This window comes from Paenibacillus sp. PK3_47 (assembly GCF_023520895.1).
GTDB lineage: Bacteria > Bacillota > Bacilli > Paenibacillales > Paenibacillaceae > Paenibacillus_AQ.
Genome location: NZ_CP026029.1, coordinates 5,808,139 through 5,834,140 on the forward strand (window position 1 = coordinate 5,808,139; position 26,002 = coordinate 5,834,140).

Consider the following 26,002-nt stretch of genomic DNA (forward strand, 5'->3'; position numbering starts at 1 on the left):
GGGTGGCTAGGATGCTGAATCGCAATGCGGAAGCTTTATTCTGGATCGGCCGGTATATGGAGCGGGCGGAGAATCATGCGCGGCTGATTGATGTGCATTATCATATCCAGCAGGAGGAGGATTTTCAGGCAGAGGGCCATAAATGGTCGAGGCTGATTGATGCGCTGGGGGTCCGGAATGAGTACCTGCAGCAGTTCGAAAGTTTTTCCGAGCAGGATGTATTATCTTTTATTACACTGGATCGCGGCAACAGCAATTCTTTGTTCTCCTGTGTGCATCAGGCCAGAAATAACCTGCGGACTCTCCGCCAGCATCTGCCGAGCGAGCTGTGGGATATTGCTAACGGCTTTAATCTGTGGCTCGGGGACCAGTCAGTAGCTGACATTATGAGCGGACCGCACGGGTTCTATCAGCAGGTCAAAGAGCGGGCGGCGATGTTCCTCGGAGCGGAGCATTCGGTGATGTTAAGAGGCAACGAGTGGCGCTTTATTGAAAGCGGGCGTTTTCTGGAGCGTGCGGAGAATACAACTCGGATTCTTCAGGCAGTAACAACCTCCTGTAAATCCAAGGATATTGCCGCAGTCTACACACAGCTGCAGGCCGTGCTGAAATCCGTAAGCGGATATCAGGCATTCCGCCGTTATTATGCAGACGCCATGTCGCCGGAGAGTATTCTGGAGTTCATGATTGTAAATTCTTACTTCCCGCGCTCCATCCGGTTCTCATTTCATAAGCTGGAGGAGCATTTAGCGAAGCTGGAGCTGGATTCCTCAGAGAAGGGCTCCGGTCATGAGAAGGTGATCCGCCAGGCCGGCAAAATCAAAGCAGAGCTCGATTACATGGAAAAAGAAGAAATGTCAGGCGATCTCGTCGAGGATGTGCTGCATTCCCTGATGCTCTCCTGCCAGAGGCTGGGCAAGACCATGGAAGGTGCCTTTTTTCGCCGTGAAGGAGTACAGGTATGAAGATTCAGATCAACCATACAACGACCTACAGTTACCCGGAGCCGGTGACGGACAGTGTCAATGAGATCAGGCTGACGCCGCGCACCAATTACCGCCAATCCTGCTATCATCATGAAGTCGAAGTGCATCCTCCCGCCAATCTGCTGACTTATGAGGATTTCTTCGGCAACCGCGTCCATGCCTATACGGTGAATAAGCCGCACACGGAAATGGTGATTCACACCAAAGCAACGGTCGTCACGCTTGACAAGGAACAGGGAGCCGATTTGCCGCATCTGGAGCTGGAAGAGCAGGTGAGGTTGCTTAATGATGATAAATTCCAGAACCGGTACATTGAGTTCATCCTGCCAACCCGCTATACCGAGGTGACGCCGGAGCTGGTGGAGTTTGCTTCACAGCATCCTTTTAACGAAGCCGAAGATATGTATGAATGGACCAAAAGGCTGTCCTCAACAATATATGAACAATTTACCTACGATCCCGAAGCAACAAGCGTGAATACCACTGTCAAAAATGCACTTAAGCTCAAGCGCGGCGTCTGCCAGGATTATGCCCATCTGATGATTGCTGTCTGCCGCAGTGTAGGTCTGCCCTCCCGGTATGTGAGCGGGTACCATTTTGTCAGTGATCTGCAGGGCGGCAACGCCGATTTCGAACAGGCTTCACATGCCTGGGTAGAGACCCACATACCGGGTACCGGCTGGCTAGGTTTTGACCCGACGAACAATATGGAAGTGAACTGGCGTTACGTGAAGCTTGGACACGGGCGGGATTACAAGGATATCGTTCCGGTCAAGGGCGTATACCGCGGGGTGGCCGGAACACTTACCGTGAAGGTGGATGTCCGCCGGCTGGATAACTGAAGCATGCTGAAAAAGTCCCGCTTGGCGGGGCTTTTTTTGCTCGTACGCCCAGCATGGGCGTCATCTCTAGGGTGAAAGTCCCGAGCGGGGGCTGGCAAGCGCCTACCGTTAGCCAAGGGCAAGGGTGTCTACCGCGAGGTGGAATCTGAAGGAAGTCGGAGGCAAAAGCACGACCTGAGGTACACGAATCCAATTTGAGGCGGTTGCAGCCGGATGAGTCACCTAGACATGACGAAATCCTAAGCTGCCAAGGGCTGCAATCGTAAACTTGGGCAGGTGCGGGCGGAAAGATGACGTTCTTATCTGGGGAGGCCTGTCCGGTATGCAAGGAAAAAAAAACTTGTAACCGTAACCGAGAGGTTGCGCTGAACGGGCAGGAGTCAGCAGAGGCCATAGTACGTAAACTGTTGCAACAGTTTACGGAAGGGCTGAACCGAAAGGAGAGAGGAAACCGATGCGTTCGCATGAAGAGCAACGACAGCCGAATATCTCGCAAGAGAGCTGCCAGCAAAGAGAAGCGGTGAAGCCGCCAGGGTATGCTGGAGCGCCGAGTTCTTCGTCGGCACAAACCGCCCCTCCCTCTCGCAAAGCAGCGAACAACTTGCTGGAGCGAATGCTCGAAGGAGACAACCTTCGGCTCGCGTATAAACGAGTGGTACAGAACGGAGGAGCCCCCGGTGTGGACCATGTAACGGCAGCGAATCTACAAGCTTACTTGAAAACACATTGGGAACCGGTGAAAGCCGAACTTCTGGCGGGAACTTACAGACCTGCGCCAGTCAAACGGGGGGAAATCCCCAAACCCGGAGGCGGCGTACGGCTGCTGGGCATCCCGACCGTGATGGACCGTTTTCTCCAGCAGGCTCTTCTACAAGTCATGAATCCGATCTTTGACGCAGAATTCTCGTGGTACAGCTACGGCTTTCGACCCGGGAAAAGTGCACATGACGCAGTAAAACAAGCGCAAAGATATATCCAAAAGGGTCTGAGGTGGGTCGTGGACCTCGATCTTGAGAAATTCTTTGACCGGGTAAATCACGACATGCTGATGGCGAGAGTGGCGCGGAAAGTGACAGACAAAAGAGTGCTGACACTGATTCGGGCGTATCTAAACGCCGGAGTCATGGTGAATGGAAAGCTGGAGCACAGCCAGGAAGGAACGCCGCAAGGCGGTCCGCTGAGCCCGCTTTTGGCAAACATTCTGCTGGATGATCTGGATAAGGAATTGACCGTACGTGGCCTGCACTTTGTACGCTATGCGGACGACTGTAATATCTTTGTGGCGAGCAAACGAGCTGGCGAACGGGTCATGGAATCGGTTAGCGGGTTTGTAGAAGGAAAGCTAAAACTGAAAGTGAACCGGGAAAAGAGTGCAGTCGCCAGACCTTGGCACCGGAAGTTTTTAGGATTCAGTTTCCTGAGCCAGAAACAGGCAACCATTCGATTAGCACCGAAGACCATTTCGCGATTCAAGGAGAGAATCCGTGAACTGACAAACCGAACGTGGTCCATTTCCATGGAAGAACGAATTTGCCGACTAAACCGTTATCTGATGGGGTGGCTTGGCTATTTCCATCTAGCGTCGGCGAAGAAACACCTCCAAACGCTGGACCAATGGATTCGGAGAAGGCTGCGAATGTGCCTGTGGAAACAATGGAAGCGAGTGCGCACACGAATCCGCGAACTCCGGGCGCTTGGGGTGCCTGAGTGGGCCTGTTTCACGATGGCCAACTCGCGGCGAGGCGCATGGGAAATGTCCCGGAATACAAATAATGCCCTCCCGACTTCCTATTGGGAAGCGAAAGGGCTGAAAAGCTTGCTTTCACGTTACTTAGAGCTTTGTTAACCTTTTGGAACCGCCGTATGCGGACCCGCATGTACGGTGGTGTGAGAGGACGGGGGCTTGCCGCCTCCTCCTACTCGATTGGGCATGGGTCCCGGAAGGTCTCAGTAAATGGCTGTTGCACAGGGGGAGGCACAGTTTGCACAAATTTTGCACAAGGTGATTATAATCAAGCGCTGGATGGGTAATCTTGAATCAGAGTCGATAAGATGAACTATTAGGAAGGAGAGTACACAGATGAGCCCAAATATAGCGAAAAAACAGCGTTTTGTGGGAAAAACAGCCATTATTACAGGTGCGGGCTCTGGGATCGGCAGAGCGACAGCAATTCAGATGGCCCGTGAAGGTGCAAACGTAGCCTTGTTCGATCTGGTAAATGAACGTACTTCAGTCCTGGCGCAGAAGCTGAACAAGCTCCGCAAGGATTGCGCGCTTGCCATTGAAGTAGACACCTCGGATGCGGAGGGCATGGAGGAAGCGGTGCGCAGAACCGTGGAGCATTTTGGCGGAGTGGATATCGTATTTGCCAATGCAGGGATCAATGGTGTAGTGGGGCCGATCGAGGAGCTGAGTCTCAGCGACTGGGAAAAGACGATGTCGGTTAACCTGACCGGAACCTTCCTGACTCTCAAATACACAATTCCTCATCTGAAAGCCAAAGGCAAAGGCAGCATCATTATCACAAGTTCTATTAACGGGAATACCCGGTTCACAAGCTTCGGCTGGTCGCCTTACAGTACAACCAAGGCCGGGCAGGTTGCTTTTGCCAAAATGGCTGCGCTGGAGCTGGCCAAGTTCAAAATCCGTGTAAATGTGATCTGTCCGGGAGCCATTTCAACCAATATTGATGAAACCACTGAATTCAACGAGGAAGTGGAAGAAATCGTGATTCCGATCGAATTCCCGGAAGGTGCACAGCCGCTGGCTGATGGACCGGGCAAGCCGGACAATGTGGCAGATCTCGTCTCGTTCCTCGCTTCTGATGAGTCTATTCATATCACAGGTGCGCAGATTGTTATTGATGGAGCAGAATCACTGTTATCTTAACATGTATATTAGACAGCCTTATCCCGGCACGAACACGGAGGTAAGGCTGTTTATGCGCGGATGTAGAGAACACCAGTCTTTTCATGGTAATATTCAGCTAAGTTATCTAGAGGCGGTGATAGCCATGACGGCTGTTTTAACTGGAGGGGAAAAGATTCGCGCGGTGATTACCGGAGCTACCGGTATGGTCGGCGAGGGTGTGCTGCATGAATGCCTTGCACATCCTGAGGTAGAGCAGGTACTGAGCCTGGGCCGGAGAGCCTGCGGGATTTCCCACCCCAAATTAACAGAGATTCTGCTGGAGGATTTATCAAATTTGTCAGGCATCGAAGAACGTCTTAAGGGATATAACGCTTGTTACTTTTGCCTTGGAACCACTTCCGCAGGGATGACAGAAGCAGCTTATACGCAGCTTACCCACGGTCTTACGCTGAATATCGCCGGGGTGCTGGCAGAGCATAATCCAGGCATGGTATTCTGCTATGTCACTGCTGCCGGGACAGACCGCACTGAGCAGGGCCGCAGTATGTGGGCCAGGGTCAAAGGAAAAACGGAAAATTCGCTGCTGAAGCTGCCGTTTTCCCGTATCTATTTTTTCCGCCCGGGCTTTATCCGTCCTACACCAGGCCTGATCCGTACCCACCGCTATTACAAAGCCATCGGCTGGATGTATCCGCTAATGCGTTTCCTGATCCCTAAATACGTAATTACCCTGCAGGAAATGGGAAGGGCTATGATTCACGTGACCAAACGGCATTATTCAAAAGATATTTTGGAAAGCAGGGATATGGCGGTTTTGGCGGAAGAATAGAAACTGTTCAGAAACAGTCCAGTAAACAGCAATATTACATACAATAATGAAGACCGTTTTCAGGTAACTGCTTTAAGGCTGCCTGAACGGTCTTTTTTTGTGGAAAAGAAAAATACATAATCTAATTAGATACTTGTAAAATAACAAACGAAATGATAAACTGTCTATAAAATAAACGAAACAGGTGATGATGTTGCCAGACAGCAGAGAGTCGGTGGGCATATCAGAAAAATTCTGGAATGCTTCGGTCGCCGAATTAAAGCAAGGGTATGTTTTTGAGAAGAGGGAGCACTCGGGTTTTTTTACATGTCTGGTGTGTGGGGAAGCGTTTGAAAAAGGGCTCATTTATAAGCAGGAAGAGACGTTTTACGAGGCGGAGAAATTTGCGGAGCTTCACGTTACTCAAGTTCACGGAACCATGTTCAACTGGCTGCTGGGACTGGATAAGAAGCTGACCGGATTAACGGAGCTGCAGAAGGGCCTGCTGAAGTCTTTTAACCAGGGCCTTAGTGACGGTGAAGCCGCCAAAGAGCTCGGGATCGGCAGCACATCAACGGTGCGGAATCATCGTTTTACGCTGCGTGAGAAGGTCAAGCAGGCCAAGCTGTTCCTTGCCGTCATGGAGCTTACGGAAGAAAAGCCGGGAGTATCTTCGCCATTTGTCAGCATACCCCGGACCGCCTCTATGGTCGATGAACGTTTTGCCATTACAGAGGAAGAGAATGCGGAGATTCTTGCTGCTTATTTTAAGCAGGGGCCGGATGGGCCGCTCAGTGAATTTCCCAAGAAGCAGAAGCGAAAAGCCGCGATCCTGCGCCAGCTGATTCAACGTTTCACCCCTGGACACAAGTACAGTGAGAAAGAGATCAATGCCATACTGGCAGATGCTTACCATGATTACGTTACCCTGCGCCGTTACCTGATTGATTACGGCCTGCTGGACCGTGAAGATGACGGAAGCAGCTACTGGGTCAAATTATAGGGATGAATCCCGCAAAGGAGAGAATAGAGAAGATGGAAAAAGCGAGAAGAAAAGAGCTGGGCTACAATTATGCACACTCACACAGGCCGATGGGGGTATACAGAATTTTTAATACGAAGAATGATAAATCCTATGTGGGCAGCAGTCTGAACCTGGATGGGGTGTGGAATAAACATAAATTCATGCTGGGGATTGATAATCACGACAACAAACAGCTGCTGGAGGACTGGCGGAAGTATGGGGAGGAGGCCTTCCGGTTTGAAATTTTGGAACAGATTAAGCCGGAAGAAGACTTCGTAGCGGATGTGACCGAGCTGGCAAAATATAAAAAGGTGCTGCCTGAGATGGAAAGCAAATGGCTGGAGCAGCTCTCTCCATACGGGGAACGGGGTTACCACAAGCCGAAACAGGCATGAGTCAGATAGCCGGAGCGTAAGTGAATTACACTTTTCTGTGTGCTAAAATAAAGGAAAACCGCCTCTGCAGGGAATTTGCTTATGGCAAAACCTGCGGTATGGAGACAGGAGGCCTTATATATGGCCATTTTATCATGGCTGGCAGAGCAGCGGATTCAGGAGTCCATGCGTAACGGCGAATTCGACCATTTGCCAGGACACGGCAAGCCGCTGGAGCTGGAGGATCTGTCAGGCGTTCCTGAAGATCTGCGGATGTCTTTTAAAATCATGAAAAATGCCGGTTTGCTCCCTGAAGAAATTACACTGCGCAAGGAATGTGTAACGCTGGAGCAGCTGATCTCCGCCTGCCACAAAAGCGGAAACCGGGATTCCGGAGAGCGGAAGAGTCTTGAAACGAAGCTGTCTTTAAAAAGACTCCGCCTGCAGGAGCTGCTGCGGCAGCGCGGGCTGGAGGACAGCGGCGCTTTTATGGACTATGGCGAACAGATCCGGGAGCGGCTGACGGGTGATTAATGGATAAACAACGTTGTATTTGCAGGGGATGTATTCAGGGGATGTATTAATGAAGGAATGTCATAGAAGAGCTTGCGGCCCATGGGGCGTACAGGCTCTTTTTGCTGTATCCTAAGTTATACACTATGGCTGCCGCACAGGTTCTTGAATTCCGTGCCGGTTTCGCCCATGATGGTATATATGGAAAAGTTAAGACTATGTGCAGATAATGGAGAGAAATAATGAAACAGCTTCCAATTATGCAGGTGCTACCTGAACTGAGAGCAACACTGAATAACAATACAGCGGCAGTGCTGATTGCCGAGCCGGGAGCGGGGAAGACCACAGGTACACCGCCGGCTTTTTTGGATGAACCGTGGATGGAGGGCAAAACGATCCTGATGCTGGAGCCTCGGAGGCTGGCTGCACGTTCAGCGGCCATGTATATGGCGGCCGGCATGGGAGAGAGTGCAGGACAGACTGTTGGTTACCGGATGCGGATGGACAGCAAGGTGGGCAAAAATACGCGTATCGTCGTGGTCACCGAAGGGGTATTAACGCGAATGCTGCAAAGCGACCCTACCCTTGGGGATGTGGGACTGGTTATCTTTGATGAATTTCATGAACGGAGCCTGCATGCCGATCTGGGGCTCGCTTTGACGCTGGAAGCCCAGTCGGTGCTGCGGGAGGATTTGCGGATTCTTATCATGTCGGCAACGATTGACGGGGAACGTGTCTCTGCTCTCCTGGGCGGAGTTCCTGTGGTGCAATGTCCGGGCCGGACCTTCCCGGTAGAGACCATCTATGCCCCTGCAAAATCCGATACACCGCTTGAAAAAGCGGCCGCAGCCGCTGTAAGGCGCGCACTCTCGGAGCAGGCTGGTGACGTGCTTGTCTTCCTGCCGGGAGAGCGGGAGATCCGGCGAACTGAACGGGAATTGGCGGGCGGAAGTCTGCCTGCCGGAACGGTGCTGCGCCCGCTGTACGGGCAATTGCCGCAGGCTGAACAGGATGCGGCTGTAGCTGCTGCGGTTCCTGGCGAACGCAAGGTGGTACTGGCGACTTCGATTGCCGAGACCAGTCTGACGATTGAAGGCGTGCGTACGGTGATCGATACCGGCCTGAGACGGACGCAGGTATTCTCGCCGCGTACCGGGATGCCGCAGCTGACGACGGTGCCGGTCTCGAAGGCATCGGCGGATCAGCGGCGCGGGCGGGCCGGACGTACCGCCCCCGGAGTGTGCTACCGGCTGTGGAGCTCGGAAGAGCACCTGCGGCTTCCGGAAGATAATGTGCCGGAAATTATGGAGACCGACCTGGCGCAGCTGGCCCTGGAGCTGGCGCTGTGGGGCGTGCGGGACCCTGCCGCACTGCCTTGGCTGGACGCGCCGCCCGCTGCGCCTTATGCGCAGGGCACAGCGCTCCTGCGCCAGCTCGGCGCGCTGGACGCCGGCGGCGCCATTACGCCGCACGGCCGCAGCATGGCCGTGCTGGGCGCGCACCCGCGGGCCGCGCACATGCTGCTGCGCGCGGCCGCGCTTGGCGCAGCGCCGCTGGCCTGCCGGCTCGCGGCGCTGCTGGGGGAGCGGGACCTGTTCAAGGGTCCCGCCGGGCAGGGCAGCGACCTCACGCTGCGCGTGGAGGCGCTGCAGAGGTACGAGCGCTCCGCCGCCGACACGGGCGGAGCGGACCCCGGGCTCCTGCGCGCGGTGCTGCGCGAGAGCCGTAATCTTGAGGCGCAGCTGCAGGGCGCGCCTCACGGCAAAGCCGGCGAAAGCAGCATAGGCCTGCTGCTGTCGTTCGCCTACCCCGACCGGGTCGGGCAAAAACGCGGCGATGGCGCGTTTCTGCTGTCCGGAGGCCGGGGGGCGGCGATGGCTGAAGGGCAGCCGCTGGCGCGCTCGCCCTATATTGTTGCTGCCGGCGTGGAGGCGCGCGCCGGCACAGACCGGATCATGCTTGCCGCGGAGCTGCCCGAAGAGCAGCTGCTGAAGCATCATGCTGATAACCTCGCGGAGGAGCGCGAGGTGTACTGGGACAAGGACAGCGGAAGCGTGAAGGCGCGCCGGATCACCAAATTTGGCGCGCTTGTACTGAAAGAAACCACTCACGAACGCCCTTCTGCTGAAGAGACGGAAGCCATTCTGCTGCGTGTGGTTGCCGAGGAAGGACTGCACCTGCTGCCTTGGGATAAAGGAACCGTCCAGCTGCGTGAGCGGATGGGGTTCATGCATGGTCTGCAGCCGGACTGGCCTGATGTCTCTGACGAAGCGCTGACCGGTACACTTGAAGAGTGGCTGGGACCGTTCATTTCCGGTATGCGCAATTTGCGTGATCTGCAGCGCCTGCCGTTATCGCGTGCGCTGGAAAACCTGCTGGACTGGAACAGCCGGCAGGTGCTGGACAGGGAGGCGCCTACTCATATCACGGTACCCAGCGGATCAAAAGTGCCTTTGGATTATAGTAATGCAGGTACTCCGGTACTGGCTGTCCGGCTGCAGGAAATGTTCGGCCAGATTGATACACCGAGAATAGGGCTCGGAAGGGTTCCAGTCCTGCTGCATTTACTCTCACCGGCAAGGCGGCCGGTGCAGGTGACCTCGGATCTCGGGAGCTTCTGGAGAAGCACTTATTTTGAAGTGCGAAAGGATCTGAAAGGACGTTATCCCAAGCATTACTGGCCGGATGACCCGCTGCAGGCGGTACCGACGAACCGGACCCGGCCTGCGAAATAAATACAAATTAGTGGCTGCTCTATTCAAATTTTGAGATTCAGGAGATGTTCACCCGGCGATCATAAATTCCGTTTAATTGTTACGCGGAACTGTTTTGTTCCTTCGTGTAAGGGTAATAAAGTAGCGAACGACAATTACGAAGGAGGGCTTCAAGTGACTAATAAAATCGTAGGTGTTTTCGATACGGAACAAGAAGCGACCAGAGCAATTGAAGGACTGCAGCGGCAAGGAATTACCAATGATGAAATTTCAGTCATTACACGTGACCGTGATGAAATGAAAAGCATTTCTGAAGATACAGGCACGATGGCTCCAGAGGGTGTAGCTACCGGGGCAGCAACGGGCGGTGTGGTAGGCGGTGTTACCGGCCTGCTTGCCGGAATCGGGGCGCTGGCAATTCCGGGTATCGGGCCGATACTGGCAGCAGGGCCTATCGTGGCTACACTTACCGGGGCGGCTATCGGTGCCGGTGCCGGAGGGCTGGTAGGCGGACTGATCGGACTCGGCATCCCTGAGGACGAAGCGAAGGATTACGAGGGTTATGTCGACAGCGGCAAAATCCTTGTACTGGTAGATGACAACGGCAGAGGACGCGATATTCATAATGTCTTCACCGGCAACCAGTCGCTGAACTCTGCACGCTATAACAATCTGTATGCTGACGATACTTTGACTAATCAAGGTGTAGCGAATCGTGATGTAATCCGGGACGACACCGCAGTCGGCAATACACCAGGCAACAGAGGTACCTTGAATGATCCGGATCTTTACAACCGCGACAGATTCTAATCAGGGTCCTTAAGGCCCGTTGATATTATAAAAAGAAAAACTGCATTTCAGGCGATAATGTCTGGAGTGCAGTTTTTTTGTTGTTGGAGCTAGATATACCCTCTATGTCCGATGCCCGAGCAGCAGGGTAGAATGAATTTAGGAGGAGGGTGAAAGTCATTCTGTTGCATTTTCTGCAGCAGAAGCGTCTTAAATCCGCCGGAAAATGGAATCTGCCGCAGTTAGTACATTAAAAATCCGCAAATCCGCAGATATCGGCCCAAAATACGGAAATCTATTGCGCAAAATGCAGTCAATCAACTTATACTCGAACTGCTAGGAACAGATTTTGATCCGACGTATTAGTATTCGCCAGAACAACATAAACCCCATACATGGCTGAAACAGCGAGATTCCATTCCTGGTGAATTGGTGACAAATGTGCTCAAGCTGAATTACGGACGAGCTGTAAACTCCGGGGAAAGAGAATAAAATTAGAAAGAGTATAAAATTAAATTTCAACATATGAAAAATTCACAATAATATTCTAATTATGAGCCAAGTGAAATAAACAAGTAGGTAAACAAGTAATAAACAAAATAAGATAACCAAAAATAGAGTGAAAGAGAAAAAGAGTAAAAGAAAAAGAGTAAAAGAAAAAGCAGAAGAAGAGAGGGAGTAGAACAAATCACAACCAGAGCAAAAACAAAACCGAATTAAAAACAGATAAGCAACTCAAGATCAACTCATTAGTAGAATAGCAGCAGCTGTACCAAGCAGAACAACGGCGCATAAGAGCGAAATAGCAGTAGAGGAAGGCGAAAGCAGAGAACAATCAGTTGAGAACTCATGGACATAAGAGCACCGCAAGAAGAGCAGAAGAGCAGAAGGAACAACCCCCAACCCCAACCCCCAACCCCAACCCCCAACCCCAACCCCCAATCCAAATCAAACCCTGAAAATTCTCAAACTATAATCGTTGTGCGTTTGAACAGACAATCCTAATGAATGCCCCCGGTGCGTTACATTCACTGCCATTAAATTTATTCATACTTCCCAATCGGGAATCAAATTCGGATTTACTTCTACCGTGATGAGATCCGAATTCCACCTGATTATGCGCTAATTGCATTTCATACAACTAAAAATAGCTTTTATCGTGCCGAGAGGAGTTTAGTTGCAGTCTCTACAGTTAAAAAACCCTAAATCCCGGGAAAGAAGAAAATTCTCTGTTTTTAGTTGTACAGTTTACAGTTAACTTCCCGAATCCTGCTTTTAAGCTTCATTTAAATGTAAGAAATACAACTAACCCGGAACTACTTCCAGATGGAATGGAACCGTGTAAGGGCTCTGGTCACTTCAATAATTTGTCCGCGTAGGTTGCACGTGTAGATTGGTGCGTGGGACAGCGGGTGTAGGTATTTTTTCCGCCACAGATATCATGAATTGCTAAGGCAGACGAAAACAGGTGACAGTGACAGCATAAGTCTGACAGTCAGGCAAAGCTTCGGGAGAAGGCGGCAACAAAAAGAAACAGCCAGAAGCTGATAGATTACAATCCAACCCCTATACACCAAATTACAGCATATGAAAAATTCACAATAACAAACGCAAAAAGACATTGCACTCCCGCAAACTCAGTAAAATCCCATCATATATCACGGACCTATTTACATAGACAATAGAAAAAGTGAGCCCCAGAGAAAAAATAAACCCAGAAAAAAATAAACCCAGAAAAAAATAAACCCAGAAAAAAATAAACCCAGAAAAAAATAAACCCAGAAATAAAATAGACCCCAGAAAAAGAGGGACCCCAGACTTTGGCAAATTCAGGTTGTGAAAGTTGGAAAATAGTGTTTATATTAAAGATAGATAGTTTACACAAATTATTATATTAATTAAGGTTCAGAAACCTCATACGGGGTTTAGCCTAGTCTTAAGCTTTGACAATGAAGTCCTTTTTCCGGACAGCTATCTTTCAGCAGAAATCAAACACGAAACGGTGCTGCATACACCACAAGGAGGAGATTCCATGGCATTTATGATTGCCCAGCGGGCGTATATTAAAATTTATCTGATTACAATGGTAGAGCAGCATAAAGGGTACGGGTATCAGATGCTTGAGGATTTACGGAGGGATTTTAAAGCTTACGGCTATTCTCCTCCCCAGAGTGAAGTATACCGGGCGCTCCATGAGCTGGTGCAGCAGGGTATTCTGTACCGCACCAAGCAATTGAAGGGAAATGATCCGAAGGTCGATTTTCAGGAAATCGTACTTTATCATTTTACGGCCGACGGAGAGGAGAAAGCCAAGCTGTACAAGAAGCAGGTCAAGACCGATCTGGACCGCTGTCTCGGAATATTGAATAAAGCTGTAGCGGATAATTACTAATTTTAAGCATCCGGCTCTTCGGCGTCATTCTCCGGAAGTGTGATTGGAGAGCTGGCAGTGCCATAATCTTCAACGGCATCCCAGGCATCGGCATCATCGAATCTTCCGCTGTTCTCCTGGCGGCCTTCTCCCGCACCTTTCGGAGGGGTCGTCATCACTTCTTCTTCAACAGGACGATCGCCCGAAGTTCCGCGTTCCGGTGTATGCTCGACAGTATATTTGGTATACGGAATGGCTTCCAGCCGTTCATAAGGGATTTCTTCTTTGCTGATTACGCAGATTCCGTAGGTTCCATCCTCCATCCGCTGAAGCGCTTCATCAATCTCTTTAAGCTCTTCATTGAAGGCATAGTTAATTCCCAGATCCCGGCTTCTTTCAAAGGTCTCGGTGCCTGTGTCTGCCGGATGATTGTCTGCGGAGGAAAGCTCACCGGTAGAGACCCGGAGTGAATCTCCAAGAAGGCTGTTTTCTTCCCCGTTGTCAGCGAAATGCTGCTCCAGTTCGTTTCTGCGTTCTTCCAGAGCAGCTTTCAGTGTAGCTAGCTGTGAATCGCTTAAGTGGCTCATGAGATGATCTTCCTTTCTGCGAAAAGTGTAGTAGTGCTGCCGTATTCTTTCCTTACCCTATTCCATGAACAGGCAATCATCGGGGCCGGATTCAGAACTGCAACTTTAGTGATATTTTCAGGTACCCTGCAGCCTGTTATAATGGTTACTGCCGGAGAACACGCACACATGGAGGTTACTTAAATGGATGAACATATGAAACGCAGACTGGACAAGCAGAGAAAGCTGTTCAGCCAGCTCGGCATTACTCTTGATGCACTTACGATTCATGAGAAGGAATTCAGCATGAAGCTTCGCGGTTATGACGCTGAGGAAGTGGATACTTTTCTGGATAGCGTAATTAAGGATTATGAACGTTTTTACGCCACGATTGCCGATCTGATGGATAAGTGGCAGGAGCAGCAGCTGGAGCTGCGTGAGTTGAAGGAGACCAAAGCCGCAGCCGTTCCGGTGATCAGAGGCATCGATCCCAAGGAACTGGAGGATGTAGTGATCAGAATGGAGCTGAATCTGCGCCAGCTGAAGGAGAAGCTCCCCCGCGCAGAAGAATATCTCTAAAATAGCAATAGCAACGTCCCTGGTCCGGACACCTATTTTATCTATAACACTTGTCTTCATGTCCAGCATGGAGACTTGTGAATTTTGTTACCAGCATTTACAATCAAAGAGAACATATACCGGGATGCAAGATGGAGGTTGTACCTTTGCCTAAAAAGCATGCTTGGAGCCTGAAAATCCGCGGGAAAATCGGACTTGGATACTTTATTATATTGTTAATGCTGGGTCTGTTCCTGCTTATTGTCTCCAGTAGAATTACCGATCTTGAGCATGAAACCATGTTCATTAGCAGCCACGATATTGAAGTGCATGAGCTTACCTATCAGATTGAGAAGAATGTTCTAGATATGGAGACCGGACAGCGGGGATACGTCATAACCGGTGACGAAAGCTATCTTGAGCCGTATAACAGCGGACTTGCTGACTGGCGGATTAATTATGCCAAGCTGAACGCACTTATTGAAGATAATCCCGAGCAAACGCAGAATTTGAGCAATATCAGGGAAAGTATAGAACTGTGGATCAGTACAGCGGGAGAATATGTTATTGATCTGAAAAGAAATGGCCATGAGGCCGCCGTCGATGCATTTTACCGCAATGATAACGGCAAATCACTCGTAGATACGATCCGTGCCCAGTCTGATTATTTCCGTGACAATGAGCGTAAATTAACAAGCGAACGGATTACTGCGCTTAAGAGCGGTAATGAGAAGCTTATCATCACAATGTATATCCTGTGGTCACTGGTTGCCCTGCTCGCGTCACTGATTGCCTATTTGATCGCAGCTAACATTGTTAATCCTCTGGTCAGTATCATCAGTGCGATAAGCGGTATCGCCGGCAGGGGGAATATGTCTGAGCGGATCAAAGTCAAAACCAGGGACGAAATCTATGATCTTGGAGAAGCGACTAATAATCTGCTGGACACCGTGCAGCGTGAACAATGGAGCAGCGAACAGTTGGCCGCGATGTCGATTCTGCTTCAGGAAACAACCGATCTGGAGAAGATGTGCCGGACTTTTACGAATAAGCTCGCTACGATACTGGAAATGCAGTACGGGGCTGTTTTTGTCCTGGATCATGATAATAATTTCAAACGTACGTATGCCTATGCGGGAGCAGAGGATAAGGAAGGCCATTTTGGGGCCCTGCTGATCCGGCCGGGGGAAGGACTTGCCGGACAGAGTGCGGAAGATAAGTGCCTTAAGGTTATAGAGCGGCTGCCTGAGGATTATATCAGCATTAATTCCGGTCTTGGCAGGGCGGCGCCACGGGTTGCGGTAATTGCCCCGGTTATTTTCGAGAATAAGACTGTGGCAGTTCTGGAGACTGCCTCTTTAATCAAGTGGGCACCGCACCAGTTTGAGCTGTTTGGTGAACTGCTGAAAATGCTGGGCGTGGCCATAAATTCGGTCCTTACCCGGATGGAAATCCAAAAGCTGTACCAGGAATCACAAATGATGAATGAAGAATTACAGGCCCAGTCCGAGGAACTGCAGGTACAGTCTGAGGAACTGCAGGTTCACACCGAAGAGCTGCAGAACCAGACGAACGAGTTAATGTCCCTGAACAAAGAGCTGGAGGACCAGAAAGCTGTTGCGGAGAATGCTGCAGTTGAGCTTGCCAAATATAATGAGCAGCTTGAGCTCAGCTCCCGTTACAAAACAGAATTCTTAGCCAACATGTCTCATGAGCTCCGTACGCCGCTTAACAGTATGCTTATTTTGTCACAGCTGCTTGCGGAGAACCGTAACAATACCTTAACCGAAGAAGAACAGGGGTATGCAGATGTCATACATACTTCCGGCAGTGAACTGTTAAGGATGATCAACGATATCCTGGACCTCTCCAAGGTAGAAGCCGGGAAGATGCAGCTGGAGCTTGATGCGGTTAACCTTACGGAGCTGCCTTCCATATTGCTGGGGTATTTCGCCAAAACAGCTGAACAGCAGCAGCTTGATTTTACAGTAAAAATGGATGATCAGGTGCCGGATCTGTTCTTTACGGATGAAATGCGGATGCATCAAATATTACGTAATCTGCTGTCCAATGCATTTAAGTTTACTGAACAAGGAAGCGTAGAAGTGGAGATTACCCGGCTGGAAGAGTACTCCGATGACCAGTATATATCTCCTGGACCCGTTCTGGCCTTTGCTGTAAAAGATACGGGTATTGGGATCTCGGAAGGGAACCGTGAGCTGATTTTTGAAGCCTTCCGTCAGGCAGACGGATCAACCGCACGCAAGTTCGGCGGGACCGGGCTGGGATTGTCGATCTCCCTTCAGCTTGCCAGATTGCTCGGAGGCCATATTACACTGGTAAGTGAGGAAGGTAAAGGAAGCACCTTTACGCTGTATCTCCCCAGTCAGGAAGTGGAAAGTGAAGCTGAGATTGTGCCGCTGGGCGCATGGTCACCGGCTGCAGCTACGAACGAATATATTGACACACTAACCCGGGAATCGTCTGCGACTAAGTCCCAGGATCAAGTTAACGCACGTGATGCGCTCAAGCTGAGCGGCAGAACGGTACTGATTGTTGATGATGACCAGCGCAATATTTATGCGCTGCAAAAAGGGCTGGAGCCTTACAACATGAACATCCTGACCGCACAGACTGGTTACGAATGCCTGCAGATTGTAAGAGAAGTGCCTGGGGTGGATATCGTGCTGCTGGATATTATGATGCCTAATCTGGATGGCTACGATACTTTATCCATCATCCGGGAGGAGCTGCACCTGACGGAACTGCCGATCATTGCAGTCTCCGCCAAAACCATGAAGGAAGACCGGGAACGCTGTCTGAAAGCGGGGGCTACAGATTTCCTGAGCAAGCCTGTGCTGCTTAAGGACGTAGTATCGAGAATGTACAGATGGATCAGTCCGGCAGAGGAATAAGCTGAATTTAGCCCGGCTTAACTTTTCTAAATTTACCATTGACGGAATCCTTACGGATGCTTTATGATGTGTTCATAAATGATCATTTATATGCAGTTGGCGTGTTACCGTAAAGGGCATGAGCCAAGGATTGTCTTCATTCATGTGGAGCAATTCTTGGCTTTTTTTGTTGCCTGAATACTGAAGATTAAGGAAGGAGGGAGAACTTGTCGCGGGAATTTGAGCAATTTCAGGTGCAGCGTGTGATCGGAAACAACGTTGTGATGGTTCAAGGGGAAAAGAACGGCAAGGAATATGTGATTATAGGCAAAGGCATAGGCTTTGCTGCCAAAAATGAGGGTGTTATCGCTGCCGACGATCACCGGATCGAAAAGCTGTTTCGGCTTGAAGACCGGGAAGAGTGGAGCCAGTACCAGATTCTGCTGGAGGATATAGATCCTAAAGTCATGAAGATCACCGATGAGATTATCGGAGATATCACCTGCCAGTTTCCCGGCAAGTTAAACGACAAGATTTATTTGGCGCTCCCAAGTCATATCCAGTTCACCATTTACCGTTTGCGCAGCGGGATGGATATTATCAATCCTTTTTTACAGGAAACCAAAATGACCTTCCCGAAGGAATTTGAGATCGCTTCCAAAGCAGCTGACAAAATCAGTGCCGGATTTAATGTCAAGATTCCCGAAGATGAAGTGGGCTTCCTGACTTACCACGTATACTCCGCTGTCAGCAACGTTCCGGTAGGGCAGCTGGTAAAGGTATCGAATATTGTAAGCGAGCTGATCGAAATGATCAGGGAAGAAAAAAATATAACTTTTGAGCAAGGCAGCATGAATCACGTACGGCTGATGATTCATCTGCGCTTTTCGCTGGAAAGAATTTTGCAGGGATCATTAATAGATAATCCATTCGTTAAGCACATTAAGAAAGAGTACAAAACGGAATATAAGCTGGCGCAAAAGCTTGGAAAAATCATGCAGAGTAAACTTGAAGCTTCTATTCCTGAAGAAGAGTTATGCTTCCTTGCTATGCATCTGCACCGGCTGTTCCAGACCGTGGAGAAAAATAAATAGAAGCCTGAGAGGAGTGGCCATAATGTTTTCCAAATGGAAATCCAAAAAGGAAGAGCAGCATACAGAACAGCAAATCGAGATCATGGCACCGGTCAGCGGGCAGGCGCTTCCTCTTGCCGAGGTTCCGGATGAGACGTTTGCCGGGGGTCATATGGGTAGCGGGGTGGCTATTAAGCCTGCCGAAGGGATCCTCAAGGCTCCGTTTGACGGGACCGTGGCCCATATCGTGAAAACAAATCATGCTCTGATCCTGGAGCATCCTTCCGGATTGCAGCTTTTGCTGCATATCGGCATTGATACGGTCAGTCTCAAAGGAAGCGCTTTTGTCAGCCGCGTCCAGACTGGTGACCGCGTGACAGCCGGAGAGACTCTGATTGAGTTCGATCTTGAAGCCATACATGCAGCAGGACTGCAAAGTATTTCTCCTATTATTGTGACCCTTACGGAGGAGATTCCGCCAGAGGTAGTATCCTTGTACGGCCAGGTTACCGCCGGCCAGGATCCTGTACTTAGAGTGGCTTCAAAGCAGTAAGCCATAGCATTACCTATTTTTGAACCCGAGGGGGACGATTTATTATGTTGGCTTTTTTACAAAAGTTAGGCAAGTCTCTGATGCTTCCCGTGGCAACGATGCCGGCGGCGGCCATTCTGCAGGGCTTTGGTCTGATTGATTATGAAAAGGATTTGCATTTAGGCAATGCGGTTGGAGGATTCCTGAATCAATATATCGCTCCTTTCCTTACAGCAGGTGCTGATGCTATATTCGGAAATTTGGCTTTAATATTCGCTATTGGAGTTGCAATCGGTTTTGTAGGGGATGCTGTTGCCGCATTATCGGCACTGATCGCATATATGGTCCTGACCAAAGTGCTTGCTATTGTACCGCTGCAATTTTCCTTCATTAACGATGATGTGGTGCTGAACATGGGTGTGCTGGGCGGTATTTTTGCCGGAGCCTGGGCTGCTTACCTGTACAAAAAATTCCACAACATCAAAATGCCTGACTGGCTCGGATTCTTTGCCGGAAAACGTTTTGTCCCGATCATTACAGCTGCTTCCACGATGGTGCTTGCTGTATTCATCGGTATGATCTGGAGTCCGGTACAGGATGTAATCAGTGATTTCGGCAACTGGGTTGTAAGCCTTGGTGCAGTCGGAGCCTTTGTCTTCGGTACAGCCAACCGCCTGCTGATCCCTATTGGACTGCATCACGTGATGAATACCATTGCCTGGTTTCAAATCGGCGACTTTACGAATGCAGCAGGCGAGCTGGTACACGGTGACCTTACCCGATTCTTCGCAGGGGACAAAACAGCAGGGATGTTCATGACCGGCTTCTTCCCAATCATGATGTTCGCCCTTCCGGGCGCTGCTCTGGCATTTATTCATACAGCTAAGCCGGAGAAACGTAAAATGGTTGCCTCGATCTTTATCGGATCGGCTATCGCCTCCTTCCTGACAGGGATTACGGAGCCGCTGGAGTTCTCCTTCATGTTTGTGGCCCCGCTGCTGTACGTAGTGCACGCTGTATTAACGGGTGTGGCCGGTCTGCTTATGTACGTACTGGATGTCAAGCTGGGCTTTGGCTTCTCTGCCGGTCTGATTGATTATCTGGTCAACCTGAAGCTGTCGACGAACGCGTGGATTTTGATTCCTGTAGGTCTTGCCTTTTTCGTTGTCTACTATGTATTGTTCCGTTTCATAATAGTGAAATTCAACCTGAAAACACCGGGACGCGAAGACGATGTGGAAGATAAAATGGAAGAGACCAGTGTCCGCGGCACCACAGTGCCTGCTTCCTCCAGAGCTGCCAAAATTCTTGATAACATCGGCGGTCCGGCCAATATCCAGAATATCGATGCCTGCATCACCCGGCTGCGGCTGATAGTCAAAGACGAGAAGGCCGTCAATGATAACGCATTGAAGCAGCTTGGCGCATCCGGAGTGATGAGGCTCGGCCAAGGTGCAGTCCAAGTCGTCTTTGGCCCGCAATCCGAGCAGATTAAAGATGACATCAAAAAATTAATGTAAGGCAAGTTTTGCTGCGGGCATCCTGGATGTCCGCTTTTTCTTATGTGGAACTATTGCATTGTTTATAAAACCGAGTATAATACTTGGTATAAGGTTGAAAAAGGGATTAAGGAGTCGGTATACATGTCAATCGATGATTATCTGGATCTGCTAAATTACGCCAAGCAAATGAACGATGAACAGTGGCAGGCTGACATCATTGAGACCTTGAACAATTTCAGGCAAATCTCGGAGGAAGAACAGAGGGCTGAAAATGTGCGGGAGCTGTGGAGCCGGTTCGATGAGGTGAACCATCTGCTGCTGGAGCTGTTCGACAAGCTTAGGGACGGGGAAGATGCAGAAGACAGCGGACGCTGGAAAGAGCAGATCTGGGAGATGAAGCTGGAGAGAATTACTTTGTCGAGACAAATTCAGAAGCAATATATCAAAATTATATAAAGTTATTATAAAAATAAAAACATCAACAAATATTGATTAATACATAGGAGCAGTTCTCTTAACAAGGGACTGCTTTTTGTGTTATTCCGTCCGGCAGTAATAAATTTTATAATAAGGTTCAAAGTGTGATACAAAAAAGCTCCGGCAGCCGTCTTACTTATAGCTGCAGCTGATAAGGAGGATTTACACTCATGAATATTCCGGAATCTGAACAATTCAAAGCATTGTTCTATGAACATTACCCTATTGTGCGGCGTAAGCTTGCCGCATTAGTACGTGACGATACAGCGGCTGATGATCTTGCCCAGGAGGTTTTTCTTAAGCTTTACCGTAATCCGCCGGATGATCCGGGGGCACTGGGTGCCTGGCTGCATAGAGTGCTGACCCGGGCCGGCTATGATTACCTGAGCAAAAAAGCCAGTGAACGGCGGCTTCAGGACAAGCAGGAGCTGTTATTTCAAGCAGAGCCGTCACCGCCCTCAGGGGAAGAAGCCGTCTTAAACAAGCTGGACCAGGAGGATGTCCGGGTATGGCTGGACGAACTGCCTGAGCGGGACCGGCAGGCGCTGCTGCTGCGGTACTCCGGGTACAGCTACAGCGAGATTGCCGGTGAGCTCGGCATCAGGCCTCCGGTTGTGGGTACCCTGCTGAGCCGCGCTACACAGAAACTAAGGCAGCATGCAGCAGAATCCCTGCCCCAGCCTGATTAACGGAGAGTATTGAACTATTTATGTACAGGAACAAATTAACACTCAATTAGGAGGAACCAGTCATGACTAATCATATGAACAAAGACTCACATACAGATTCACATACATCCTCTACAGACGAGGCCTGGACCAGACTGCAGGCAAGTCTTGCCAAAGAGCCGGTGAATCCGGTATGGGCAGCATGGGGACAACAATCTGCAAGTCCTGACCCGGGTCATGAGGGCGAAGCTTCTAATATGCAGCCGGCAGTTACCGAGCCGCCCGTTCAGGAACAGCAAAACATGCAGGGGAAGGAGCCATTCGGCAAGCAGCCTGCACACAAAACCCTTCGCCGGCCGAAAATGAACCGCCGCCGCAAGTGGACGGCTGCCGCGGCTGCCGCCCTGATAGTGGGCGCCGTTCTCGCTACACCGGTCGGCAACACGGCCATGGCGGCCATCCTGAACCAGTTCCGGATGCAGGAGGGCGCTGTGATCGAGGAGAGCGATCTGCGGAATATTTTCTATCAAGTTAATGAAGGCGGGGCATTCAGTGAAGCGGATAACAAGTTTGGCATATTCACTACCTCTGCCGGGGATCTCGGGGGCGAGCTGCCTGTCGGCCAACTGCAGGAAAAGCTGGGCTACAGTGCATTGAGCAGTCCGATGTTTGATTCAATAAATACGGTCTATGTCATGAATTCGCGCGATGCAACACTCACCCTGAATGTGGATGAAGTCAATCAGGCGCTCATGCGCCTGGGCTCAGACCAGCTGCTGCCGCAGTCCGTCGACGGTAAGCCGATTACGCTCCACATGCCTGAGGTAGTGAGCTATAATCTGTCTGCTGACAATAATCGCTGGGCATATGTGACGCAGATGAATACACCGACTATAACTGTAGATCCTTCTATTGATGTGACGGAAGCGCTCAAGGCTGTTCTGAATTTCCCGCTGCTGCCTGATCAGTGGAAAAACTATCTGGAGCAGAGCCGTGTACTGTCCGGAGAAATCCCGATGCCTTTAATTAAAGGAGAAACCGCTGAAGAGCTCACGGTTGGCGGTACACTGGTCATTATGGATACGGATGAATACGGCAGAGGAGCAAATTACCGGGCGGTGTGGGTTAAGGATGGACAGATGTTTGAGTTTAGCGGCGGAGATATCTACCAGGACAAAGAGGAGTATCTAAACAAACTGCAGGAGCTGATCTCCCAATGAGTGAACCGGCCATTGAGACCAATTCGCTGACCAAGGTCTACAGCAACGGACGCGGCTGCCGGGATGTTACGATTACCGTAGGGAAAGGGGAAGCCTTCGGCTTCCTCGGCCCTAACGGGGCCGGAAAAAGCACTTTTGTCAAAATGCTCGTCGGCCTGACTTCTCCTTCCGGCGGAAGTGCCACCCTGTTCGGTCATACCATCGGTTCTCTCGAAGCAAAGGCTAGAATCGGTTATTTGCCCGAATTATACCGTTATCAGGAATGGCTCACGGGTGAAGAAGTGGTCAGGCTGCATGCCAGGCTATGCCGGGTGGATAAAACTGCAGCGGACAAAAGAGTTCCGCAGCTTCTGGATGAAGTAGGGATCGGCCAGCGCGGCCGGGACCGGGTCAAACATTATTCCAAGGGGATGCAGCAGCGGCTGGGACTTGCCTGTGCATTGGTGAACGAACCTGCCCTTGTCTTTCTGGATGAGCCTTCCTCGGCACTGGACCCTGTCGGGCGGATGGAGGTCCGCAGGATCCTGGAGCGTCTGAAGGAACGGGGAGTCACCATATTTCTCAACTCCCATCTGCTTGAAGATGTTGAGGTGCTGTGCGACCGGATGGCGCTGCTGAACGACGGCGGGATCCTGCGGCACGGCAAAGTGTCTGAAATACTCCATAAGCGAAGCACCTGGCTTTTAAAAGTGGGGGGCTATTCGCCTTTTTTGCTGTCCTGGCTTCAGGAAACGACCGGACTTCATATCAGGCAGAGCTCTGAAATCATTGACGGCAGTACAACCTGGCTGGAGGCTGAACTTGAGGATGAAGAGCAGGCCGGATGGCTGAATGCACTGATTGTAGAGCAGGGGATGACATTATATGAAGTTACCCGCAAGAAAGAGCATCTCACGGACTGGTTCATGGATGCGGTGTCGGGCCTCAGCCACAGGGGGGAACGGGTATGAGAATAATCATCGGCATGACCTGTAAAGAGCTGCTTCGTAAAAGAGTAATGATCCTCACCCTTCTATTGACCGTAGTGTTCCTGATTGCCTTCTGGTTTGTCGCCAGTACAATCGGCAGTAACTCCTTTATAGAAAGTGATGCAAGCAGTGCCACTATTCTCATTGCCCGTTTTTCGAACGGGGTTTTTATTCTGACGCTTGGTTTTTTCTTTGGCAGCTTCGTCATTGCCTTTCTGGCCATATTTAGTTCATTCTCTGTAATTTCCGGGGAGGCGGAACAAGGTGTGATGCAGGCGCTCCTTCCGAGACCGCTGCCGCGCTGGAAATGGTATATGGGACGGTGGCTGGGTTATGTATCGCTTGGTGTGCTATATGCGCTTATATTGTTTATTGCAATCCTGGCTATTACCCAGGTACATGCGGCCATACCGCAAGAAGCGGGAGCTTTAATCAAGTCTTTCCTGCTGTTCGCCTCAGCGGTCCCGCTGCTGATCAGCCTATCCATGCTCGGCTCAGGCGTATTCTCGGCATTGGGCAACGGTGTATTCATGACCATGCTCTATGGGGCAGGCTGGCTCGGGGGAATGATTGACAAGGTAAGCGGATCATTGCAGCTGGAAGGGGACGGCATGAATATGCTTAATAACCTGACAGGTATTATGTCGCTATTGATGCCGGTAGACGGTTTACAGCGGAAGATGATGGGGGAACTGCTAAGCTTCGAGGATCTCAGCGGACTGGTCGGCTTTTCCGGGAGCAGTATGGGCCTGACGGATATAAGCTCTGTGCCCTCTGGCAGCTTTGTCATTTATGCAGCCTGCTATACCTTACTTGCACTGTTCACCGGCTTATGGCGGTTTCAGCGGAAGGATCTTTAATTGTATATATGCGGCAACAAATAAGCGCCCTTTTGATCCGGATCACGGAACCAAAAGGGCGCTTTATTCGCCTCTGAAGCGGGCGTCACTGGGTCACGCCAATCTCGATCCAGTCAGAAGACCAGTTGCTGATCTCTCCGAGAATCGGAGCCAGCGCCGTTCCTTTGTCAGTAAGCGAGTACTCGATCCGTACAGGCATTTCAGGATATACAGTACGCTGGATGATGCCTTCGTTCTCCATTTCTTTTAAACGGTCAGATAACACCTTGCCGCTCAGATTGGACAGACAGCTCTCGATTTCGCCGAATCGGCGCGGTCCCTGCATCAGCACAAACACAATCAATGCGACCCATCGTTTGCTTAACAGATCCACCGCTTTCTCAAAGCGCGGACACATTTCAAACTCATTCATGTTGTTCACCTCTGCATTCATTATATCATAAACTTACAATAAGTAATTATAAATGTTAAACTATATTTTATAACTTGACGAACATATATTACAATGATAAACTTACTTACAAATAGTTACTTGATATTCAGATACTTAAATTTAGATTATTCAAATTAGGACGGTGCTCTCATGAAACCTGATATTCTTTCTATATTGCAGAACAAGATCAAGCGGATAACGATGGATGATTCCACGAACATCCTAGTCGGACCTATTACACTTCCAGTGAATCTGGACGGAGAGACCGTTACTTTCAAATGGTACAGCTGGTTGAAGACAACCGATGAAGAACTGATGCAGGGGGATTCTCAGGCGGCAACGGAGCTGCTGATCTCGCGTCTGTCCTCCATGAATCTCGCTGACGGGCAGCAGTCAAGTGTACTCGTCTATGGTGATTTCGAAGGCTCGGAAGAAGCTTTAATCCGGATGCACAGCATCTGCCATACCGGAGATATTTTTGGCAGCAAACGCTGTGATTGCGGCTTCCAGCTGCGCCAGTCCATGAAGATGATTGCCCAGCACGGCGCCGGCGCGCTCTTCTACCTTGCCAATCACGAAGGCAGAGGCATCGGCCTGTTCAGCAAAGCTATGGCTTACATCCTTCAGGAAGAAGGATATGATACGGTTGAAGCCAATCTGGAGCTCGGCTTTGCCGATGATTCCAGAGACTACAGAGACGCAATCAGCGTCCTGCAGCATCTGCGCAGCAAACCGGTAACTTTGATCACCAATAACCCGAAGAAGATGGAAGCTTTGCGGGCTGCCGGCATGAATACGGGCAAGAGAATACCGCTTTGGGGCGATGTCTCTGTTTTTAATGAAAAGTATCTGCGGACCAAAGTTGCCCGTTCCGGCCACCTGGAAGCTGTAGTGAATCCGGATTTCTTCGAGGGCAGAGTCGCCAAATAAAAGAAATTGGGTAGTGCTTTTGCATTCC

General features: G+C 50.3%; 24 protein-coding genes. 22 read left to right on the top strand and 2 right to left on the bottom strand.

Going from position 1 to position 26,002, the window contains the following annotated elements:
* Positions 1-11: 11 nt before the first annotated feature.
* The 11 genes from C2I18_RS25315 to C2I18_RS25365 all read left to right on the top strand — a co-directional run bounded on the left by C2I18_RS25315 (position 12) and on the right by C2I18_RS25365 (position 13,314).
* Positions 12-965, top strand: a complete 954-nt coding sequence (locus tag C2I18_RS25315) for an alpha-E domain-containing protein (RefSeq protein WP_249898478.1) — start codon at positions 12-14, stop codon at positions 963-965.
* Positions 962-1,828, top strand: coding sequence for a transglutaminase family protein (locus C2I18_RS25320; RefSeq protein ID WP_249898479.1), 867 nt, complete (start codon positions 962-964; stop codon positions 1,826-1,828). Before C2I18_RS25315 ends, C2I18_RS25320 begins: the two co-directional genes overlap by 4 nt.
* A gap of 454 nt (positions 1,829-2,282) precedes the next feature.
* On the top strand, positions 2,283-3,674 hold the full coding sequence (ltrA, locus tag C2I18_RS25325; RefSeq protein WP_249898480.1) for a group II intron reverse transcriptase/maturase: 1,392 nt from the start codon (positions 2,283-2,285) through the stop codon (positions 3,672-3,674).
* Between the two features lie 234 nt (positions 3,675-3,908).
* The gene (locus C2I18_RS25330; RefSeq protein ID WP_249898481.1) at positions 3,909-4,718 is read left to right on the top strand and encodes an SDR family oxidoreductase; all 810 of its coding nucleotides are present in this window, start codon (positions 3,909-3,911) and stop codon (positions 4,716-4,718) included.
* A gap of 124 nt (positions 4,719-4,842) precedes the next feature.
* On the top strand, positions 4,843-5,529 hold the full coding sequence (locus C2I18_RS25335; protein WP_249898482.1) for an NAD-dependent epimerase/dehydratase family protein: 687 nt from the start codon (positions 4,843-4,845) through the stop codon (positions 5,527-5,529).
* 187 nt (positions 5,530-5,716) lie between these two features.
* Positions 5,717-6,511 carry a DUF2087 domain-containing protein gene (locus tag C2I18_RS25340; protein WP_249902236.1) on the top strand — a complete coding sequence of 265 codons (795 nt, stop codon included), beginning with the start codon at positions 5,717-5,719 and terminating at the stop codon, positions 6,509-6,511.
* Between the two features lie 32 nt (positions 6,512-6,543).
* Entirely contained in the window at positions 6,544-6,927 is a 384-nt protein-coding gene (locus C2I18_RS25345) for a GIY-YIG nuclease family protein (protein WP_249898483.1), read from the top strand.
* A 120-nt stretch (positions 6,928-7,047) separates the two neighbouring features.
* Positions 7,048-7,440, top strand: a complete 393-nt coding sequence (locus C2I18_RS25350; protein ID WP_249898484.1) for a DnaJ family domain-containing protein — start codon at positions 7,048-7,050, stop codon at positions 7,438-7,440.
* A 221-nt stretch (positions 7,441-7,661) separates the two neighbouring features.
* Complete coding sequence (gene hrpB / locus C2I18_RS25355; protein ID WP_249898485.1) at positions 7,662-10,154, top strand: ATP-dependent helicase HrpB; 2,493 nt, start codon at positions 7,662-7,664, stop codon at positions 10,152-10,154.
* Positions 10,155-10,307: 153 nt separating this feature from the next.
* On the top strand, positions 10,308-10,943 hold the full coding sequence (locus C2I18_RS25360) for a general stress protein (protein WP_249898486.1): 636 nt from the start codon (positions 10,308-10,310) through the stop codon (positions 10,941-10,943).
* A gap of 2,011 nt (positions 10,944-12,954) precedes the next feature.
* Entirely contained in the window at positions 12,955-13,314 is a 360-nt protein-coding gene (locus C2I18_RS25365) for a replication termination protein (protein ID WP_249898487.1), read from the top strand.
* Between the two features lie 2 nt (positions 13,315-13,316).
* Here C2I18_RS25365 and C2I18_RS25370 read toward each other — a convergent pair whose 3' ends face one another.
* Positions 13,317-13,880 carry a TraR/DksA C4-type zinc finger protein gene (locus C2I18_RS25370; RefSeq protein ID WP_249898488.1) on the bottom strand — a complete coding sequence of 188 codons (564 nt, stop codon included), beginning with the start codon at positions 13,878-13,880 and terminating at the stop codon, positions 13,317-13,319.
* A 183-nt stretch (positions 13,881-14,063) separates the two neighbouring features.
* On the opposite strand from C2I18_RS25370, the gene C2I18_RS25375 reads away from it, so the two are divergent.
* The 10 genes from C2I18_RS25375 to C2I18_RS25420 all read left to right on the top strand — a co-directional run bounded on the left by C2I18_RS25375 (position 14,064) and on the right by C2I18_RS25420 (position 24,611).
* On the top strand, positions 14,064-14,438 hold the full coding sequence (locus C2I18_RS25375; RefSeq protein WP_249898489.1) for a DivIVA domain-containing protein: 375 nt from the start codon (positions 14,064-14,066) through the stop codon (positions 14,436-14,438).
* A gap of 146 nt (positions 14,439-14,584) precedes the next feature.
* A complete protein-coding gene (locus C2I18_RS25380; protein ID WP_249898490.1) occupies positions 14,585-17,332 on the top strand; it encodes a CHASE3 domain-containing protein in 2,748 nt (915 codons plus the stop codon).
* 206 nt (positions 17,333-17,538) lie between these two features.
* Positions 17,539-18,405: a PRD domain-containing protein gene (locus C2I18_RS25385; RefSeq protein ID WP_249898491.1), complete on the top strand. Its 867-nt coding sequence runs from the start codon at positions 17,539-17,541 to the stop codon at positions 18,403-18,405.
* Between the two features lie 22 nt (positions 18,406-18,427).
* Positions 18,428-18,937: a PTS sugar transporter subunit IIA gene (locus tag C2I18_RS25390; protein ID WP_249898492.1), complete on the top strand. Its 510-nt coding sequence runs from the start codon at positions 18,428-18,430 to the stop codon at positions 18,935-18,937.
* 44 nt (positions 18,938-18,981) lie between these two features.
* The gene (gene nagE, locus C2I18_RS25395) at positions 18,982-20,436 is read left to right on the top strand and encodes an N-acetylglucosamine-specific PTS transporter subunit IIBC (protein WP_249898493.1); all 1,455 of its coding nucleotides are present in this window, start codon (positions 18,982-18,984) and stop codon (positions 20,434-20,436) included.
* 123 nt (positions 20,437-20,559) lie between these two features.
* Positions 20,560-20,874, top strand: a complete 315-nt coding sequence (locus C2I18_RS25400; RefSeq protein WP_249898494.1) for a hypothetical protein — start codon at positions 20,560-20,562, stop codon at positions 20,872-20,874.
* 191 nt (positions 20,875-21,065) lie between these two features.
* On the top strand, positions 21,066-21,584 hold the full coding sequence (locus C2I18_RS25405) for a sigma-70 family RNA polymerase sigma factor (RefSeq protein ID WP_249898495.1): 519 nt from the start codon (positions 21,066-21,068) through the stop codon (positions 21,582-21,584).
* Between the two features lie 62 nt (positions 21,585-21,646).
* Complete coding sequence (locus tag C2I18_RS25410) at positions 21,647-22,783, top strand: hypothetical protein (protein ID WP_249898496.1); 1,137 nt, start codon at positions 21,647-21,649, stop codon at positions 22,781-22,783.
* A complete protein-coding gene (locus tag C2I18_RS25415) occupies positions 22,780-23,733 on the top strand; it encodes an ABC transporter ATP-binding protein (RefSeq protein WP_249898497.1) in 954 nt (317 codons plus the stop codon). The genes C2I18_RS25410 and C2I18_RS25415 overlap by 4 nt, the downstream gene beginning before the upstream one ends.
* Positions 23,730-24,611: an ABC transporter permease subunit gene (locus tag C2I18_RS25420; RefSeq protein ID WP_249898498.1), complete on the top strand. Its 882-nt coding sequence runs from the start codon at positions 23,730-23,732 to the stop codon at positions 24,609-24,611. The genes C2I18_RS25415 and C2I18_RS25420 overlap by 4 nt, the downstream gene beginning before the upstream one ends.
* 85 nt (positions 24,612-24,696) lie before the next feature.
* Here C2I18_RS25420 and C2I18_RS25425 read toward each other — a convergent pair whose 3' ends face one another.
* Positions 24,697-25,023: a catDE operon transcriptional regulator CatR gene (locus tag C2I18_RS25425; RefSeq protein ID WP_249898499.1), complete on the bottom strand. Its 327-nt coding sequence runs from the start codon at positions 25,021-25,023 to the stop codon at positions 24,697-24,699.
* Between the two features lie 171 nt (positions 25,024-25,194).
* Between C2I18_RS25425 and C2I18_RS25430 the strand changes: the two genes are divergently transcribed.
* Positions 25,195-25,974 carry a GTP cyclohydrolase II gene (locus tag C2I18_RS25430; protein WP_249898500.1) on the top strand — a complete coding sequence of 260 codons (780 nt, stop codon included), beginning with the start codon at positions 25,195-25,197 and terminating at the stop codon, positions 25,972-25,974.
* Positions 25,975-26,002 lie beyond the last annotated feature (28 nt).